The following is a 16,276-nucleotide window of genomic DNA, read 5'->3' as shown; positions in this document are numbered from 1 at the left end:
TTGTAACAATATTAATTATTTTGACGCTTCAATTCTTCCTTTAAAGGAATAAAAAAGATGGCAATCATCCCAGGAATAGTAAACAAACAAACCAAGAGAAAAAATAATGGATAGCCAAAAGACTTTTGGAGATAACCGCTAACTAATCCAGGTAGCATCATTCCTAAAGCCATAATGCCAGTGGATATGGCAAAATGAGAAGTTTTATATTCGCCTTGGGAAATATACATTAGATAAACACTAAAAGCCGTAAATCCAAAACCATAGCCAAATTGTTCTAATGAAACCAAAGGATATATTAATTTTAACGAAGGTTTAGCATAAGCCATATATACATAAAATATATCAGGCAAGTTTAATGCCAAAGCCATAGGAAATAGACACTTTTTTAATCCATATTTTGAAATTAGCAAGCCTCCTAAAATTCCTCCACAAATCAGGGATATTACCCCAAAAGTACCGTATACTAGCCCGACATCTGACGTTGAAAGCCCTAAGCCTCCTACTTCTGGTTTGTCCAATAAAAACAAAGAGGCTATCTTGACAAGCATCGCTTCGCCAAATCTGTAGAGCAAGATAAAGGCTAAAATACTGATAATTTTATCTTGAGCAAAATATGAGCTAATAATTGACCAAAATGGTATCTTTTCTCTAACTTGTATTTGCCGTTGATTATCTGATTCCGGTAATGGTAAAAATAGGCGATGGGAAATAAACAGGATTGCTAAAATTAAAGCTGAGAATCCAATAGCAATAGTCCAACTTAAAGGAATGTTGTTGAGAGATACTTCAAGCTGACCTGCTAAGACTACTAATATTCCAGAACCGAAGATAACAGCCATTCTATAAGATAGTGAGCGAATGCCGACAAAGAAGGCTTGTTGTTCTGGAGATAAAGCGAGGAGGTAGAAGCCATCTGTGGCAATGTCATAAGTTGCAGAAATAAATGCTCCTATTGTTAATGTTGCGAGGGAGATGAAAAAGAAATTTGGCAGTTGTAAGGAGAAGGCTATCAAACCCAAGCAGCAGAACATGGCAAATTGGGTATAAAGTATCCATTTACGTTTGCTAGAGTAAGTATCAACAATTGGCCCCCAAAACATTTTGATGACCCAAGGTAGATAGAGGAAGCTTGTCCAAAGGGCAATTTGGGCGTTATCGATTCCGAGTTTTTTGTAAAAGATTACGGAAACTGTGTTGATGATAATGTAAGGGATGCCGGAGGTGAAATATAGGGTGGGGATGAATTTCCAAGGGGAGGTTGTTTGGTGTTTCATGGGATTTGGAGAACGAACCGCAAAGGACGCAAAGGGCGCGAAGAAGATTAAGAAGAGAGTATGATGCGTTTGATGCCGTCTTTGAGGAGAGGGACGTTAAAGTTGATGAGAAGAGCTAGAGGGTAATGAGTCATTTTAAGGTACGAGAGGACTTGGGCTTCGTGAATGGGGATTAAGTTTTGGACAGCTTTCAATTCAACAATTAGAGAGTCTCCAACCAAAAAATCTAATTTGCCCTCGCCGACTGGACGACCTTTGTAGTTTACTTTTACTGGATGCTCAAACTTGTGAGGTATCTCGCGCATTAGAAATTCTTCTCTCAACGCCTTGTGATAAACCTCCTCTAAAAACCCTGCTCCTAATACCTGATGTACCTCAATCGCCGCCCCAATCACTCTATAAGCTAGATTTTCTACCTGACCACTTGGTTGTCTCATCTTACCTTCCTCCTCTTCCTTTGCGTACTTTGCGCCCTTTGCGGTTCGTTTCCATCAATCCCTCTCCAACCCTGTGGCAAAATTTATTAGAGTCCTTCCTTAGTTTTCCCGCATGACCGCAACCATTCCCAATCTCCCCAGTCTCTACGACCCCTTTTCCACCGAAGCCAAGTGGCAAAAATTCTGGGAAGATAACCAAGTTTACAAAGCTGACCCCAACCAAGGCGGCGAACCCTACTGCATCGTCATTCCCCCCCCAAATGTCACCGGCAGCTTACACATGGGTCACGCCTTTGAAAGTGCCTTAATTGATACCCTTGTGCGCTACCACCGGATGCAGGGACGTAATACCCTATGGCTACCCGGAACTGACCACGCCAGCATTGCTGTGCATAGTATGCTGGAAAAGCAACTCAAAAAAGAGGGTAAGACTCGCTACGAGTTGGGGCGCGAAAAATTCTTAGAACGCGCTTGGCAATGGAAGGCGGAGTCTGAGGGAACAATTCTTAATCAGCTACGACGCTTGGGTGTCTCGGTGGACTGGTCACGGGAAAGGTTTACCCTGGATGAGGGTTTATCTAAAGCTGTTGTCGAGGCGTTTACTCGCCTCTACGAAGAAGGCTTAATTTATCGTGGTGAATATTTAGTTAACTGGTGTCCCGCTTCTCAGTCGGCTGTGTCTGACGTGGAAGTAGAAAATCAAGAGGTGAATGGAAATCTCTGGCACTTCCGCTATCCCCTCACCGATGGTTCCGGTTTTGTAGAGGTGGCGACAACTCGACCAGAAACGATGCTGGGTGATACGGCTGTAGCAGTTAATCCCAATGACGATCGCTACAAACATCTCATTGGCAAAACTTTAACTCTGCCCATTCTACAACGAGAAATTCCCATTATTGGCGATGAATTCGTTGATCCTACCTTCGGCACAGGCTGCGTAAAGGTAACTCCCGCCCATGACCCCAATGATTTTGACATGGGTAAGCGTCACAATCTGCCGTTAATCAACATTATGAACAAAGACGGCACTCTCAACGCCAATGCTGGGGAGTTTCAAGGACAAGACCGCTTTGTTGCGAGAAAAAATGTGGTTTCTCGCCTAGAAGCAGATGGCTTTTTGGTGAAGATAGAAGATTATAAACATACCGTTCCCTACAGCGATCGCGGTAAAGTACCTATTGAACCCCTCCTCTCAACTCAGTGGTTCGTCAAAATTCGCCCCCTAGCTGACAACACTCTCGAATTCCTCGACCAGCAAACTTCCCCAGAGTTTGTCCCCCAACGCTGGACTAAGGTTTATCGTGATTGGCTAGTAAAACTCAAAGATTGGTGTATCTCTCGCCAATTATGGTGGGGACACCAAATTCCGGCTTGGTACGCTATCAGTGAAACGGATGGGCAAATTACTGATACCACGCCGTTTGTGGTAGCAAAATCGGAAGCTGAAGCTTGGGAAAAAGCTAAATTACAATTTGGTGAAAATGTCAAGTTAGAACAAGATCCAGATGTGCTGGATACTTGGTTTTCTTCTGGACTCTGGCCGTTTTCAACTTTAGGCTGGCCAGAACAAACTCAGGATTTAGCAACTTACTACCCGACTACTACTTTGGTAACAGGCTTTGACATCATCTTTTTCTGGGTAGCCAGAATGACCATGATGGCTGGGCATTTTACGCAGCAAATGCCTTTCCAAACGGTTTACATCCACGGCTTGGTGCTGGATGAAAAAGGTCAGAAGATGTCAAAGACCAAAGGTAATGGTATTGACCCATTGTTATTAATTGACAAATATGGTACTGATGCCCTGCGCTATACCTTAATTAGAGAAGTGGCTGGCGCTGGTCAAGATATCCGCTTAGAATACGATCGCAAAAAGGATGAATCGGCATCTGTAGAAGCATCACGCAACTTTGCAAATAAGTTGTGGAATGCTGCCCGCTTTGTGATGATGAATTTGGATGGACAGACACCGCAACAATTGGGGAACCCAGTAGCCACAGAATTGAGCGATCGCTGGATTATCTCGCGGTATCATCAAGTTATCAAACAAACCAGCAATTACATCGATAATTACGGGTTAGGGGAAGCAGCAAAAGGACTCTATGAGTTTATTTGGGGTGATTTTTGCGATCAGTATATTGAACTGGTGAAATCCAGATTGCAAGCAGATGCCGATCCAGTATCGCGGCGGGTAGCACAGCAAACCCTCGGCTACATATTAGAAGGAATTTTAAAACTGCTTCATCCGTTGATGCCTCATATTACCGAAGAAATTTGGCAAACTCTCACCCAACAACCAGCAGATTCCCCGCAAACTTTACCATTACAAATCTATCCCCAGGTAGATGTAAACTTAATTAATTCAGCCTTAGAAGAACAGTTTGAATTACTGATTGCTACTATCCGCACAATTCGGAATTTGCGCGCAGAAGCGGATATTAAGCCAGGGGTAAAAGTAACAGCGAATTTGCAAACTGAAAGTGAAAAGGAGCGGGAAATTCTCACTGCTGGACAGTCTTATATTAAAGATTTGGCGAAGGTTGAGACTTTAACCATTACTGACAAAGAAAAAAGCCAAACTGTTGCTGTTAAGAAACCTCAGAGGGGTTTGAAGATAATTGGCTTAATTCTTGTGGCCATTGTCTTTGGTAGATTGGGTTTAGCTGCGGGAAATGCCATCGATGACATTCCCATCGTCGGAACTTTCTTTGAATTGGTTGGTTTTGGTTACACAGCTTGGTTTGTTAGCCAAAATTTACTCACTGCTCAAGCGAGAGTTAGGTTATGGGGACGCTTTTTCCCGCAGAGAGAATTAGAACAACCACAAGAACCAGAAAATGCGATCGCAGGTGTAATTGGTACAATACAAGTGCTAATTCCTCTAAGCGGTGTGGTAGATATTGAAGTTGTACGTGCCAAGCTAGAAAAAAGCTTGAGTAAAGCTGAAGCCGAAGTTCAATCCCTGAGTACCAGATTAAACAATCCTAGTTTCGTAGATAGAGCTAGAGCCGACGTGGTACAAGGGGCGCGAGATGCCTTAGCAGAAGCACAAAAGCAAGCTGAAATTTTGCGCGTACGCCTTAAGGGGTTAATGTAGGCATAGCCTGCGTGGCCTAGGATAACTGTAATGGGTAATGGGAGTGTTAATAATTCCAATTACCCATTACCAATTAACAAGATCCAAATATCAATTCTGGGACTTATTATTTTATTAAATTTTTTTAATTTTTAATTTTTAATTTTTAATTGGAGCGAAGCGACCCTCATGCTATATCTAGCCCAGGTGCGTAAAAACGATTTTTTAGACCAGCACCAGTTACGCTTGTTGGCGCGTCAAGAAGCTGATAACTTGTGGGCGATAATTCCAGAAGAGGCTTTCATTCTGCTAGGAAAGGGAAAGAACATGAGTGAGAACTTGCTTGTTTTAGTAGAACTTTCCTCAACAGGCGACATTGAAAGAATAGAAGACGCTACCAACTGGGTACTCCATTTGGTACAAAACTACCTCACTATCGGCATTACCCCAGAGTTTTTGCAGCACGAAGCCGAGCGAGCAGAACATTGGCGGCAATCCTTGACGTTGCAAAACCAAGATTTAGCCAGGCGTTCCTTAGAATTGGAAGCTCGTCGTGAACAAATTCAAGCCTTAGAAGAAAGCCTCAAACGTGAGAAAAACGGTTATCCCCAACAGGAGAGTTAAAAGCAATGCTTTTGAGAGCCTCCAGACTCCGATAAATTATCCTCCGGGTAACATTGAACAAAAATTGAGAAATTCTTTCCTCAAAGGCAACTTGATAATTTCATTCACAGGTATTGGATTTAATTCAATGTCAACATAAAAATTTTTACTTATGTGGCATAGGTGAATAAAGCGCAACATCATACAGAATTAGTACAAGTATGCTGTATTCTTAACTTCACCGATAAATTGCTTTTCGAATAAATGCTTAATTTTATTTCCTATTTGCTTTTGGCTCAAGCAGCACCTTCTCCAGCATCTGAACCCCAGGAAATCTTCATTCCCCAACAAACAAGACCTTTACCTGGGCATCTTGATGCAATACCAGTATTTAACAGTAATAACCCAGAAGTAGTTCAGAGTGAAGGTATTTTGCTCTCTACATTTCCTCCTCAAGGCAAAAAAGTGCCAAGCGCACACCTGAACTTTCTATGGAAGGGACGCTTTGATTTGTTTTCTCATCATATTGCTCGAGCCATTGAGACTCCAAATGATTTGCGGACTCTTTATTTGGGGGTAATTGTTTACAATCCAAGCGATCGCCCTGCAACTATAAATATATTGCAAGCAGCCAGTTATGTTAGTCAACCTGATGCACCTTTTCTCAAACTTCCCCCCATACAGTCAAATAATTCGGGAAACATTTATGCTGGGCCTGGCGATCGCGTCATGAATGATGTGCTACGAGGAAAACGGCAGTCAGGATGGCCAGCCCAGTTGGTAATTCCACCAAAACAAAGCCGGATGTTAATGAATCATCCAATTCCTGTGCGTCCTTTAAAACCGCCATTAAATGGACGTTCTACTTTGTTGCGTTTGTACAGTGATAGTCCAGTTTATATGGCAAACCTAGCTATGTTTGCCAAACCCAATCCAGATGCTACTGAACGAGCGCCCACTTTAAAAGAATGGGAAAACTTGTTAGAAAATGGTGATTTTGCAGGGCCGCGTGAACCTGCCCCTAGTCCTCCAAATAATCTTACAGCGACAGCAGAAATTTACGGTCGGGTAGCAGCGGTAGCTGTCGGCTCTCGTTGGCAAGCACAAGTTACCGACTCCAATAGTTCATACCTGACAATTCCTGCTTCAGGACAAGCTTTTTCATACGGTTTAAGTACCCTTTTAGCAGGCAAAATGGGTACTGGACAAAACCAAACTGCCAAACTCGCGGTGCGTTATCCTGGTACTGCTTACGAAGCTCATGGCAATTACGGCATTGAATATAACATCTCGCTACCATTAATCAACAATACCGCTAAACCACAAACTGTAAATGTGCTTTTTCAAACACCTATTAAAGAAGACGACTTAAGTAAACCTGGACTTCGCTTTTTTTCACCACCCCAACCATCCGTCTTTTTTCGTGGCACAGTTCGTATTCGCTACAATGACGATAATGGCTTACCCAGAACCCAATATTGGCATTTAGTTCAACAACGGGGACAGATGGGAGAACCGCTTGCTCAATTAAAAATGTCTCCAGGCCAGCTGCGAATGGTAAAAGTAGATTTTCTCTACCCACCAGATGCTACACCCCCTCAAATGCTGACAATTCAAACTGTAGACCAAAAATAAGGGAAACCAAAGAAAGCAGGACTTGCATTCCTTCCAATCCATCTTTATCAAAGTAGTCTACTCAACCTATGTTGTTGCTTTCTTCAAGCAGCGTGTATCCTTACCAGCCTCTTTGCAGTCTTCAAAAACGATTTTTTTATTAACAATTTCTTGCTTTGCATTCAATACCTTTTGCTTAATTGCTTCCGGTATGATTTCTCCAAATTTCCCTAAAAATAATATATCTGGTCTTTCTAAACCAATTGTATATATTTGTCCTTTGATTTGTTTTTGCTTGGCTAATTCTGCTATATAAGCTATGGCTAAATCTAAGCGTTTGACAGCACTGGTTAAAACAGCTTTTGGTGCAACGTCTAATTGATCCTTGGTGTTACCAAAAGCATATACTCCTTTTTCACCTGCTGTTTGTAAAACTGCGGCTGAAGCATTATCTAACCATTGATAGATGACATCAGCCCCAGAAGAAATTAATGCCAGAGTTGCTTCCTTCGCTTTAGAAACATCATCCCAATCACCTGTAAAAGTAGAGGTAATTTGGATATTTGGTTTAACAGACTTTGCTCCTAATTCAAATCCCCGCAGTTCTCCCTCGGTAGCAGGAAACTTCTCTCCAGCAATATAAGCTAGTTTATTAGATTTAGTGACATAAGCAGCGATAATGCCACACAAATAACTAGCTTGTAGATGATCTATTCGTAAAGAAGCAATATTCTCACCCTTGAGATTACCATTTATTCCCACAAAAAATGTGTTGGGGAACTGTGAGGCGACTTGTTCAATTGCGGCATCAAATTGTCCGCCATGCGCGAAGATGAGATTGTAGCCTTTACGAGCAAAATCTGTTAATACTTCTGTCTGATCTGCCTGTGCTACTTTTTCTACATAGGCGGTTTCTGCACCTAGCTTTTGTTTTGCTAGATTGATTCCTTCATAACCAGATTGATTCCAGCCTTTGTCAGTAATCATCCCAGGGAGAGCGATCGCTATTTTAAACCCTTCAGTACCACCTGTTGTTGTCGCTGTTGGTGCCGTTGGCTTATTACTGCAAGCTTGTACCACTAAGCTGGTAGCAAACGCGGCTGAACCAAACAAGATAAATTCACGCCGACTAAAGTTTGTTGTCATACCTCGCCTTCAGATAAATAGTTATTTGAGTTATTTCAACACTCTAAAGTCGTAGGTGGTATTTTGGAAACAATTTCTCCCAGATTTCTAAATTCAGCAAAATCATCGCATTACCTTGACTGTTTGAAGACAGCAGTGATTTATACGATATTTTATTACTTATAAAACCACCAGCCAATCGTAAATAACTCATTTGCAGCCTTGAAGAGCCGGGATTACCATTCTGATTGATTGGCTGATAATCAGCGCGGAGAAGAATTTTTAGAATTCATTATCCGTAAAGGGAACTATGGATGGTAAAAACTTTTGAAGAGATGGAGAAAATTCCAATCTTGCTGCATAATCATCTGTTTGTGATACTTCTAATTCAATTGTTTGCTGATTCTCTTCATCAAAGAGTAATTGAATTTGATAATTTGTCCAGAATTCTTTGCCTAGTTCATCTTCTAAATCGATAAGGATTTGTTCATCATCACTCCATATATTCGACCAAAGTACTATCCTATTAGCCCGAAAATGATTTTGACCTGTTGTATCTCCAATTACAAAATATGCTTCGACACTTAAATTAAATTCTAACTCATCGACTTCTGCTTCTGTGATCTTACAGTTAACCACTATTAAAGTATCTGGGTTAACGTTTACTAGCTCCTCTTGACGTTTTAATAATTCTTGAAATACGAAATTCGGCAACAACTGAGAACGCTCTTCAAGTGCTTGCTTTTGAGTTTCTGGGGAATAACGAGTTTTTAATTCTTGTGTGATTAAATTTAAAATATCTTTACTTGCTAAATTGATAACTATCTTTTTATTTGCCGGATTAAGGAAGCATCCTTGATTAAGCTCAATGCGCTTTTTTATTGTCATAGTTCTCTAAAGTACTTTTACTGCGATCGTATCATCTATAAATCAAACTAAAATTTGGTCGCATCATTTTAGCCTTAAGCTACGCCAACACAACAAAATGCGAACAAGCCTTTTTGATATACCCCAAAGACTTGACACACCCACTAAATATTAAAAGCGATCAAATTCGAGTCCGTAGCCTCACATTTATCCCTAGATGATAATCTCGATCGCACAGGTCAAACCTTCTTAAAAAACCTTTTTCTCCTAATCCCTCAGAACTCACACCGATAATTAGTAAAGGGGATAGATGACATTCGCTTGTGGCGAAGCACCCATCCCCGAATAGCTGCCCAGATCATTAACCTGGAATCTATAGTCCGGTATCTAATCATCCCAGTATGGTCTGAGATATGTCGATTGTCACTGGGATAGATACTGATTTAGAAGATATCTACGAAAAGATAGTTACACGTTACTCTTTTTCACGCCTTCCATACCCAACAGCGCCGTTCCGTAAGCAGCTTCTGTATACACTGAGGCTACTACAGGAATCTGCAAATAACGCGCTCTAATCGTAGTCCAAGTATCATTAGCCGCACCACCGCCAGCAGTATAAACACGGCTTAACTTGTCTGCTCCCATTTGCTGTAATAATTCGTACCCTCGTGCTTCTATGCGGGTAATACTTTCTAACAACCCATGCAAAAATTCCACTGGGTTATCTGGGCGTGGTGACAAACGTGGGGCTAAATTGGGATCATTAATTGGAAAGCGATCGCCTACCTTCAACAACGGATAATAATCTAACTCGCTGGCAATTGATGGATCAATCTCACGGCTAAGGCTTTCTAACTCAGCGTTGGTGAAAAATTGCTTAAGTACTGCACCTCCAGTATTAGAAGCACCCCCAGTCAGCCATAAATCACCCAACCGATGGCTGTAAATTCCATATCTGGCATCTTCTATACGGGTACGACTTAATAACTTTAGTACCAATGTTGAACCCAAGGAAGTCACGGCTTCACCAGGTAATTTTGCACCACTGGCGAGAAAAGCCGCGATACTATCAGTCGTACCTGCACATACCAGACAATCACGGCTAAAACCAAACTTATCCACAATTTCAGGACGTAATTCGGCAATGGGAGTACCAGGAGTTAAAACTTTGGGTAGCTGAATCGGTATTTGCAGTTTTTCTAGCCATTCTGGGTATTTCAACTCTTCCACGTCATAACCCAGCTTTAAAGCATTATGGTAATCGCTAATTCCCAACTGTCCATGTAGGAGAAACCCCAGCCAATCTGCCTGATGTAGAAAATATCTAGCTTCACTAAAAGAGGGTAATTGCCTCATCCACAAAAGTTTCGCTAGGCTGGAGGTGGCACTCAACACGGTATGATTTGGGGGTGCTATACTCCTCAAATGCTCTAGCAGCAATGATCCCCGCGCATCGTTATACATCATTGGTGCGTCTGTTGGATTGCCAGCAGCATCAACAAGCAAGACGGTCGAAGAAGTACCATTAATGGCGATCGCTTTTATTTTTCGCCGCAATTGGTCAGGTATATGTTCCAGCAGTAGAAACAAAGCCTCCTGCCAAATTTTTGGCGTAACGGTGGCTTTTGAGTCTTGGAAGGGATATCTCACCTCAGCCTGAATACAATAGGCTTCCTCGTCAATTACCACGCCGCGTGCGCCAGATGTACCGAAGTCGATACCCAAATACAAATTCATAATTTTTATAAATTTTTTTAATAGAGAATAAATAAGGACTACTGACTAATAACTGCTTTTGTTGCATCTTGTAACAAGATATTCCACAATTCTGGCAAAACAAGGAAAAGTAGTAAACGAACTGTTCAAAATCTATTCAGGTTAGGAGGTTTTCAGCCATGCCTATCTTAGATACTCTGTACATCGCTCAGATATCTTCCATCTCAGACACTCAAGTCTACATCGCTCTAGTTGTAGCGCTGATTCCAGGAGTTCTAGCTTGGCGATTAGCCACAGAACTTTACAAATAAGGCTACGATGTGACACAGTTGAAAAGCTAATAATCCTGGCAGTACGGGGTGCAATTTCCTTTCTTCTTTTGGCGTTATGCCATCAGTAGCGAAGAAACTAGCACTTACGTAAGCCAGGTTATTTTTTAACTGGTGCAACACTTGTAGCTATTTCAAAAAAATGAAGTAATATGACAGCTAAATCAAGCAGTAATTATCGCCAGAGGGCTTTTACAGTGCTTACCTTCACTAAGCGAGGTTATCTCTTAGCATCATGAACGCGATTCAACCCTCCAGACCACCGTTACAACCTATACAAAAACGCCGGGCCATTCCTCGACCAAAGCGGCATCTTCGTCAACGTTCTTACCAGGTGATGGCACTAGAAAGCACAGCCAAGATAGCGGTTAATCTTGTAGTTACAGCCGTAGCAGCATCTGCTTTAGCACAACTTTTACCCCATCATTGGTTACAGCAAGAAAAGTTGCGAGAAATTAATACTGAAGTCAAGTTGATGGAAGTACATGTCGATGGTTTACAGGTGGAATTTAGCCGTAACTTCGATCCTCAGCAAACTAGAAGAATTATGCAACAACAAGGATTCCGATTTGCTCCTAATCAGCGTCGGGTCGTGTTGATGAATAAGGATCTTAGAGAAGATGAACAAACAGAGTCATCACCTTAAGCTAAATGGCGAATTTGGCATTATTTAGGTTTCTTGTGATTTTGGCTACGTAAAAACCGGGTGCTAATTTATATTATTGCTAATAAATAATGGTTAATAGCTAATGTTTGAATAGCTATGTAGTGATCATCTATTAGTAAAATCCTATTCAAAATTTAATCAATTATTTTGAATTTTGAATTCCCAGTAAGTAGGTCGGCGTAAATAATTATCCTTGGGATCAGCCAGGGGACAAGGAGCAGTAAAAAAAGGGCTTGAGCCTTGTTTACTTTTCTTCACGCAATTTGGTTTTATTGTGCCGACTTACTTAAGAATTAATCTACCAAATAGGCAGTAGGATGCTCAGGAGATAACAAATCGTTTAGCCAATTTTCGATTTGTAAACGCAAGTGAGAACCAGTAAAGTCCCTAGTTGTTTCGAGAGCAGGCAGTTGGGTGAGGGCACGACGATAATCAGCGATCGCACAATTCCAGTCACCCCAAAGATGGTAAGTTCTGCCGCGTTCAGCCCAGATATGACCTTCTAGTTGACCGAAAAGCTGTGCTAACTCAAAATTCTCAATTGCCTCCTCGTATCGCCCCAGGTCACGCCAGGTAATGCCTCGGTTAATCCACGCCCGAACATAGCCAGGATTCAAATCAATGGCTTGATCGTAGTCGGCAAGTGCTGTTGCTAATTCTCCACAAGCTGCATAGTAATTTGCCCGGTTATTATAAGCACTAGCCAAATGGGGATTAAGTTTCAGGGCGGTGTTATAGTCGTAAAGCGCTTTTTGCCTTTCACCACTTTGGAAATAAATTAGTCCCCGGTTGTTGTAATCAACGGCATTGTGCGGACGGCGGTAAATTAGTTGGCTTAAAAGTGCGATCGCCTCAGCATAGTCACCTTTTTGAGCCGACTTCAAAGCAAAAGAGCGTAAGTAGTTATTCCCTAAAGTAGATGCGCTGCGATCGTTTTTCCTGTCTTCTTGGACTTTACTTGTATTATTTAAAACACATTTATATTGCTTTCTTTGCTGGTCATCGTCAGCTAAAAATGAGTGAATATTCATCTTTCCCTGCCTGAAATCCCTGCTTTGTAAAATTAAATTCTAGTTTTTGCTCGGTAGTGCTTTTACCACTGTGTCTATTTGTAAGGTATTTAGGGTTACAAAAAAGCCATCTAAAGAGAGAACTTTACCTAGCCGCACAAGAAAAATATACGACACGTCCTAAATAAACAATTGCTCCTCAAACCTAATGATGGATACTTGATCCCAGAGGTCAATTCCAGAAATAGTAGATGTCAATCTCAAAGACTAGTCAGGTAGTGAGAGCGACAAATTGGTAGAATGCCAACAAGCCGTTCTTTTAGAGATGAGAAAGAGGGGAGAGGGGCAGAGGGGGACAAGGGAGATGAGGGAGCAGGGGAAGCAGGGGGAGAAAGAATAAATAACTAATGCCCAATGCCCAATGCCCCATGCCCCATGCCCAATGCCCAATGCCCCAGCATCTAGATTTAATTTTTAAGTTTTGAGAAATTTTCTGATGACAACTGCAATTTCCTATCCCAATGCCCCTGATTTAGCAACCGATGACTACATTGTTCTCGGCTTGGCAACCTGCTTCGTCAAAGAAGATGGAGAAGTTTATCAAATCGAAGTCATAGAACCGATTCCTTCTGCGGCTTTGGAAGCGCTTTTAAAAGGCATTCCTACCTCCTATAAGCTGGCTCATGCAACAACTTTGGCATCTGTCTTGGATGGCGATTCACAATTCTTGCCAGATGGCTTCCCAGAGTCGGCTCAGTTTGGAGAGGAATTTGTGCCGCGAGTATTTGCAGCAGCTCGTACATACAAGCGCCGTGAATCTGCAAAATCCCTAATTCCATTAGGCACAAACTACAGTGAATTTAAGTATTCAATTGAGCGCAAACGGGTGCTAAATGCCGCTAGGGTTGTAACAAAAGAAGATAACGTTAAACAGCATTCTCACACTCACAAAGTTCTTTAAGTAATTATGCTCAAACTTTACGGTGGCGCTCGTAGTCGAGCCTCAATTGTTCAATGGTATTTAGAGGAAATACAAGTTCCTTACGAATTCGTCAAACTCGATATGCAGGCGGGTGAACACCTCAAGCCTGAATATTTGGCAATTAACCCAGTTGGTAAAGTTCCAGCAATTGTTGATGGGGATTTTCAGCTTTGGGAATCTGGGGCAATTTTGCTGTATCTTGCCGAGAAGTACAGTAAAAGTCCACTTTCATTAGAGGAACGTGCTGTATTTTCCCAGTGGGTGTTGTTTGGCAATTCTACCCTAGCTACAGGGATTTTTGTAGAAGCAAATCGGGAGCGAGAAATGCCTCGCTTGTTGAATGCGTTAAATGAAATTTTCAGTAAGCAGCCTTTTTTGCTGGGTAATGAGTTCACTGTTGCTGATGTGGGAGTGGGTTCTATTCTGAGTTATATTCCCATCATGCTGAAGCTAGACCTCAGCCCTTACCCAGAGGTGTTGAACTATATCAAGCAGTTATCTGAGCGTCCGGCATTTCAAAAAAGTATTGGCGGACAGGGTTAGAATAATTCGTAATTCGTAATTAAGAATGAAATTACGAATTACGAATCTTTTAACGATAATTTGTAAATTGCAAAGCAACTGGGTAGTCTTCTTGTTTCAGGCGCTGCATTACTACTTGTAAGTCATCTTTAGATTTGGCAGAAACCCGCACAGCATCACCTTGGATTGAGGCTTGTACTTTTTTGAATTCGTCTCGAATCAATTTGGAAATTTGTTTGGCGATTTCTTGACTTATGCCTTTTTTGAGTTTGATTTCTTGACGCACGCGATTACCGCTAGCTGATTCAACTTTGCCAAAATCAAAGATTTTCTGGGAGAGGTTACGCTTGGCGGCTTTTTCTCGCAGGATGGTATGTACAGAATCTAACGTAAACTCGCTGTCAGTACTAACGTTAATGCTTTCTTCGACCAACTCGACAGTAGTTTGAGTGTCTTTGAGGTCGTAACGACCTTTGATATCTCGTATCACTTGATCGACGGCGTTAACCAACTCTTGTCGGTCAAAGTCGCTAACAATGTCAAAGGAAAATGTAGAAGCCATAAAACATTTTAGATTTTAGATTTTGGATTTTGGATTGGATTTTGGAAAAATTTTTCCCATTCCCCATTCCCCATTCCCCGCTTAATTAGTAGCTTGGATAATACTCAAGAAGATGAGAGTGGTAGAGCCAAGCATACCAATGGCAAACATGAGCGATCGCAAAAGGGGTATATTCAAAATATAAAAAATCGAGTATAGGAAACGAGCCACCACAAAGGCGATCGCAGCCACTTGTGCTGTAGAGGAATTTACACCAGTTACATAAGCCATCAATGCGGCTGCGGCAAATACCATAAAGGCTTCAAAGGTATTCTGATGTGCCCAAGTAGCTCGTTGGGCATAAGGCGGCAATTTATCCAACATGGCGCGAGGAGTAGCAAGCATTTCCTTGCCAATACGCACACGGGCATAAGCTACTACCAAAAATGGCAGGTAAATCAGAACGACAGCAGCAGCAATCGAGTACAAAAAAATTATCATTACTTATTGTTGTTGGTTATTAGTCATCAGTCATCAGTCATTGGTCATGAGTCAAATACAAATGACAAAAGACAAATGACAAATGACTAATCAAAGTAGAAAAGCGTTACCACTTTTCTTTGTTCTTCTGCATCTTGACAAGTTTGCAACAGGGTGCGGCTGTCGTGAAACGCAAAACAGATCAGTTGCTGACAACGGGAGACAATTTCCTTGTTGCACAAGTAACTAGCTTCAGCAAGAGACAGATTATCATTACTGGGATTTTCCACTAAATGCATTACCTGTTCTAGTTGCTGGCGCGATTCCAAAGGCTGGCGTTCCAGGCTTTGAGGTAAAATCACCGTCAACAAATTTGCATCAGCCCGCGTTGCTCCCTTGATGGCCGCTGAGTTTGTACCTGTAGCACCAGAAGTAATGATGCGATTACCCGATAAAACTAGGGCATAAGTCATCATTTCAATAAGATTCTGGTGCGTAATCGGAACGTGACGAGAACCCAACAAGGCGATTCTTTTAGAACCCGTTTGCTGGATGGTCGCCAGTTCTTGCGCTAATGTGTCTAGGTTAATAAGGTCTGTTGATTGGCTCAAAGATAGACATAATCCGATTAAACGACCCAGATATTTTACCAAACAGCGTGTAGATGCGAGGAAAACTTGAGTTAGACATTGCTACAATTTTTCGACTGTTTGGTTCAATAATCGCTTGAGGATTTGGAGCGTTTTGCCAGAAATCCAGCTTATGCACACCTAAAAGCTTGGCAGAAGTTTAATCGAGCCATTGGTACTGATGGTAGTGTTGCTATTTGGCACGAAACTTATTTAATCGAGCCGGGAAGGTCTGAAGCGATTTACGGAAATATACCTGTTTTTGGATTAGCTGCTGCAACTAAGCACGTCCCAGCTATGGGGCGGAGGAAAACAGCCCGTCGTCGCCTGGGAGGTGACAACGAGCCGGTTATGCCTTTACCAGTACTACAGCCTCCTAACTGATAACTGAGCATTGATGA

17 protein-coding genes are annotated in these 16,276 nt (G+C 41.8%); 8 read left to right on the top strand and 9 right to left on the bottom strand.

What is annotated here, in order from left to right:
• Positions 1-11: 11 nt before the first annotated feature.
• A complete protein-coding gene (locus GJB62_RS14940) occupies positions 12-1,277 on the bottom strand; it encodes an MFS transporter (protein WP_114086042.1) in 1,266 nt (421 codons plus the stop codon).
• 47 nt (positions 1,278-1,324) lie between these two features.
• Positions 1,325-1,714 (bottom strand): GxxExxY protein, encoded by a 390-nt coding sequence (locus tag GJB62_RS14935; protein WP_114086043.1) that lies wholly within the window; start codon positions 1,712-1,714, stop codon positions 1,325-1,327.
• A 112-nt stretch (positions 1,715-1,826) separates the two neighbouring features.
• On the opposite strand from GJB62_RS14935, the gene GJB62_RS14930 reads away from it, so the two are divergent.
• The 3 genes from GJB62_RS14930 (at position 1,827) to GJB62_RS14920 (ending at position 7,028) form a co-directional block, all read left to right on the top strand.
• Positions 1,827-4,811 (top strand): valine--tRNA ligase, encoded by a 2,985-nt coding sequence (locus tag GJB62_RS14930; protein ID WP_114086044.1) that lies wholly within the window; start codon positions 1,827-1,829, stop codon positions 4,809-4,811.
• A gap of 168 nt (positions 4,812-4,979) precedes the next feature.
• A complete protein-coding gene (locus GJB62_RS14925) occupies positions 4,980-5,414 on the top strand; it encodes a hypothetical protein (RefSeq protein WP_012410997.1) in 435 nt (144 codons plus the stop codon).
• A gap of 243 nt (positions 5,415-5,657) precedes the next feature.
• A complete protein-coding gene (locus GJB62_RS14920) occupies positions 5,658-7,028 on the top strand; it encodes a DUF3370 domain-containing protein (RefSeq protein ID WP_114086045.1) in 1,371 nt (456 codons plus the stop codon).
• 66 nt (positions 7,029-7,094) lie between these two features.
• Here GJB62_RS14920 and GJB62_RS14915 read toward each other — a convergent pair whose 3' ends face one another.
• From GJB62_RS14915 to GJB62_RS14905, 3 genes are all read right to left on the bottom strand, one after another.
• The gene (locus tag GJB62_RS14915) at positions 7,095-8,153 is read right to left on the bottom strand and encodes a BMP family protein (RefSeq protein ID WP_114086046.1); all 1,059 of its coding nucleotides are present in this window, start codon (positions 8,151-8,153) and stop codon (positions 7,095-7,097) included.
• A gap of 261 nt (positions 8,154-8,414) precedes the next feature.
• Complete coding sequence (locus tag GJB62_RS14910; protein WP_245246174.1) at positions 8,415-9,020, bottom strand: hypothetical protein; 606 nt, start codon at positions 9,018-9,020, stop codon at positions 8,415-8,417.
• 447 nt (positions 9,021-9,467) lie between these two features.
• Positions 9,468-10,736: an FGGY-family carbohydrate kinase gene (locus GJB62_RS14905; protein ID WP_114086047.1), complete on the bottom strand. Its 1,269-nt coding sequence runs from the start codon at positions 10,734-10,736 to the stop codon at positions 9,468-9,470.
• A gap of 200 nt (positions 10,737-10,936) precedes the next feature.
• Between GJB62_RS14905 and psaM the strand changes: the two genes are divergently transcribed.
• Entirely contained in the window at positions 10,937-11,026 is a 90-nt protein-coding gene (gene psaM, locus GJB62_RS14900; RefSeq protein ID WP_040630342.1) for a photosystem I reaction center subunit XII, read from the top strand.
• Between the two features lie 253 nt (positions 11,027-11,279).
• The gene (locus GJB62_RS14895; RefSeq protein WP_114086048.1) at positions 11,280-11,690 is read left to right on the top strand and encodes a hypothetical protein; all 411 of its coding nucleotides are present in this window, start codon (positions 11,280-11,282) and stop codon (positions 11,688-11,690) included.
• A gap of 314 nt (positions 11,691-12,004) precedes the next feature.
• Here the strand turns inward: GJB62_RS14895 and GJB62_RS14890 are convergent, their stop codons facing one another.
• Positions 12,005-12,742 carry a tetratricopeptide repeat protein gene (locus tag GJB62_RS14890; RefSeq protein WP_114086049.1) on the bottom strand — a complete coding sequence of 246 codons (738 nt, stop codon included), beginning with the start codon at positions 12,740-12,742 and terminating at the stop codon, positions 12,005-12,007.
• 475 nt (positions 12,743-13,217) lie between these two features.
• Between GJB62_RS14890 and GJB62_RS14885 the strand changes: the two genes are divergently transcribed.
• Together GJB62_RS14885 and GJB62_RS14880 are read left to right on the top strand one after the other, a co-directional pair.
• Positions 13,218-13,682, top strand: coding sequence for a hypothetical protein (locus GJB62_RS14885; RefSeq protein WP_114086050.1), 465 nt, complete (start codon positions 13,218-13,220; stop codon positions 13,680-13,682).
• 6 nt (positions 13,683-13,688) lie between these two features.
• Positions 13,689-14,246, top strand: a complete 558-nt coding sequence (locus GJB62_RS14880; protein ID WP_114086051.1) for a glutathione S-transferase family protein — start codon at positions 13,689-13,691, stop codon at positions 14,244-14,246.
• Between the two features lie 49 nt (positions 14,247-14,295).
• Here the strand turns inward: GJB62_RS14880 and GJB62_RS14875 are convergent, their stop codons facing one another.
• The 3 genes from GJB62_RS14875 to GJB62_RS14865 all read right to left on the bottom strand — a co-directional run bounded on the left by GJB62_RS14875 (position 14,296) and on the right by GJB62_RS14865 (position 15,857).
• Positions 14,296-14,787 carry a YajQ family cyclic di-GMP-binding protein gene (locus GJB62_RS14875; protein ID WP_114086052.1) on the bottom strand — a complete coding sequence of 164 codons (492 nt, stop codon included), beginning with the start codon at positions 14,785-14,787 and terminating at the stop codon, positions 14,296-14,298.
• Positions 14,788-14,868: 81 nt separating this feature from the next.
• Positions 14,869-15,267: an MAPEG family protein gene (locus tag GJB62_RS14870; protein ID WP_114086053.1), complete on the bottom strand. Its 399-nt coding sequence runs from the start codon at positions 15,265-15,267 to the stop codon at positions 14,869-14,871.
• Between the two features lie 86 nt (positions 15,268-15,353).
• Entirely contained in the window at positions 15,354-15,857 is a 504-nt protein-coding gene (locus GJB62_RS14865; protein ID WP_041565591.1) for a hypothetical protein, read from the bottom strand.
• Between the two features lie 123 nt (positions 15,858-15,980).
• Between GJB62_RS14865 and GJB62_RS14860 the strand changes: the two genes are divergently transcribed.
• Entirely contained in the window at positions 15,981-16,259 is a 279-nt protein-coding gene (locus tag GJB62_RS14860) for a DUF4188 domain-containing protein (protein WP_245246173.1), read from the top strand.
• Positions 16,260-16,276: the final 17 nt, after the last annotated feature.

The organism is Nostoc sp. ATCC 53789 (assembly GCF_009873495.1).
GTDB classification, from domain to species: Bacteria; Cyanobacteriota; Cyanobacteriia; order Cyanobacteriales; family Nostocaceae; genus Nostoc; species Nostoc muscorum_A.
The sequence above is the reverse complement of the archived record's forward strand: the minus strand, read 5'-3'. Positions and strand labels throughout refer to the sequence as shown.

Bases quoted from the DNA above. Each gene is read 5' to 3' on its own strand.
- GJB62_RS14940 (WP_114086042.1), bottom strand. From the start codon at position 1,277: ATGAAACACCAAACAACCTCCCCTTGGAAATTCATCCCCACCCTATAT.
- GJB62_RS14935 (WP_114086043.1), bottom strand. From the start codon at position 1,714: ATGAGACAACCAAGTGGTCAGGTAGAAAATCTAGCTTATAGAGTGATT.
- GJB62_RS14930 (WP_114086044.1), top strand. From the start codon at position 1,827: ATGACCGCAACCATTCCCAATCTCCCCAGTCTCTACGACCCCTTTTCC.
- GJB62_RS14925 (WP_012410997.1), top strand. From the start codon at position 4,980: ATGCTATATCTAGCCCAGGTGCGTAAAAACGATTTTTTAGACCAGCAC.
- GJB62_RS14920 (WP_114086045.1), top strand. From the start codon at position 5,658: ATGCTTAATTTTATTTCCTATTTGCTTTTGGCTCAAGCAGCACCTTCT.
- GJB62_RS14915 (WP_114086046.1), bottom strand. From the start codon at position 8,153: ATGACAACAAACTTTAGTCGGCGTGAATTTATCTTGTTTGGTTCAGCC.
- GJB62_RS14910 (WP_245246174.1), bottom strand. From the start codon at position 9,020: ATGACAATAAAAAAGCGCATTGAGCTTAATCAAGGATGCTTCCTTAAT.
- GJB62_RS14905 (WP_114086047.1), bottom strand. From the start codon at position 10,736: ATGAATTTGTATTTGGGTATCGACTTCGGTACATCTGGCGCACGCGGC.
- GJB62_RS14895 (WP_114086048.1), top strand. From the start codon at position 11,280: ATGAACGCGATTCAACCCTCCAGACCACCGTTACAACCTATACAAAAA.
- GJB62_RS14890 (WP_114086049.1), bottom strand. From the start codon at position 12,742: ATGAATATTCACTCATTTTTAGCTGACGATGACCAGCAAAGAAAGCAA.
- GJB62_RS14885 (WP_114086050.1), top strand. From the start codon at position 13,218: ATGACAACTGCAATTTCCTATCCCAATGCCCCTGATTTAGCAACCGAT.
- GJB62_RS14880 (WP_114086051.1), top strand. From the start codon at position 13,689: ATGCTCAAACTTTACGGTGGCGCTCGTAGTCGAGCCTCAATTGTTCAA.
- GJB62_RS14875 (WP_114086052.1), bottom strand. From the start codon at position 14,787: ATGGCTTCTACATTTTCCTTTGACATTGTTAGCGACTTTGACCGACAA.
- GJB62_RS14870 (WP_114086053.1), bottom strand. From the start codon at position 15,267: ATGATAATTTTTTTGTACTCGATTGCTGCTGCTGTCGTTCTGATTTAC.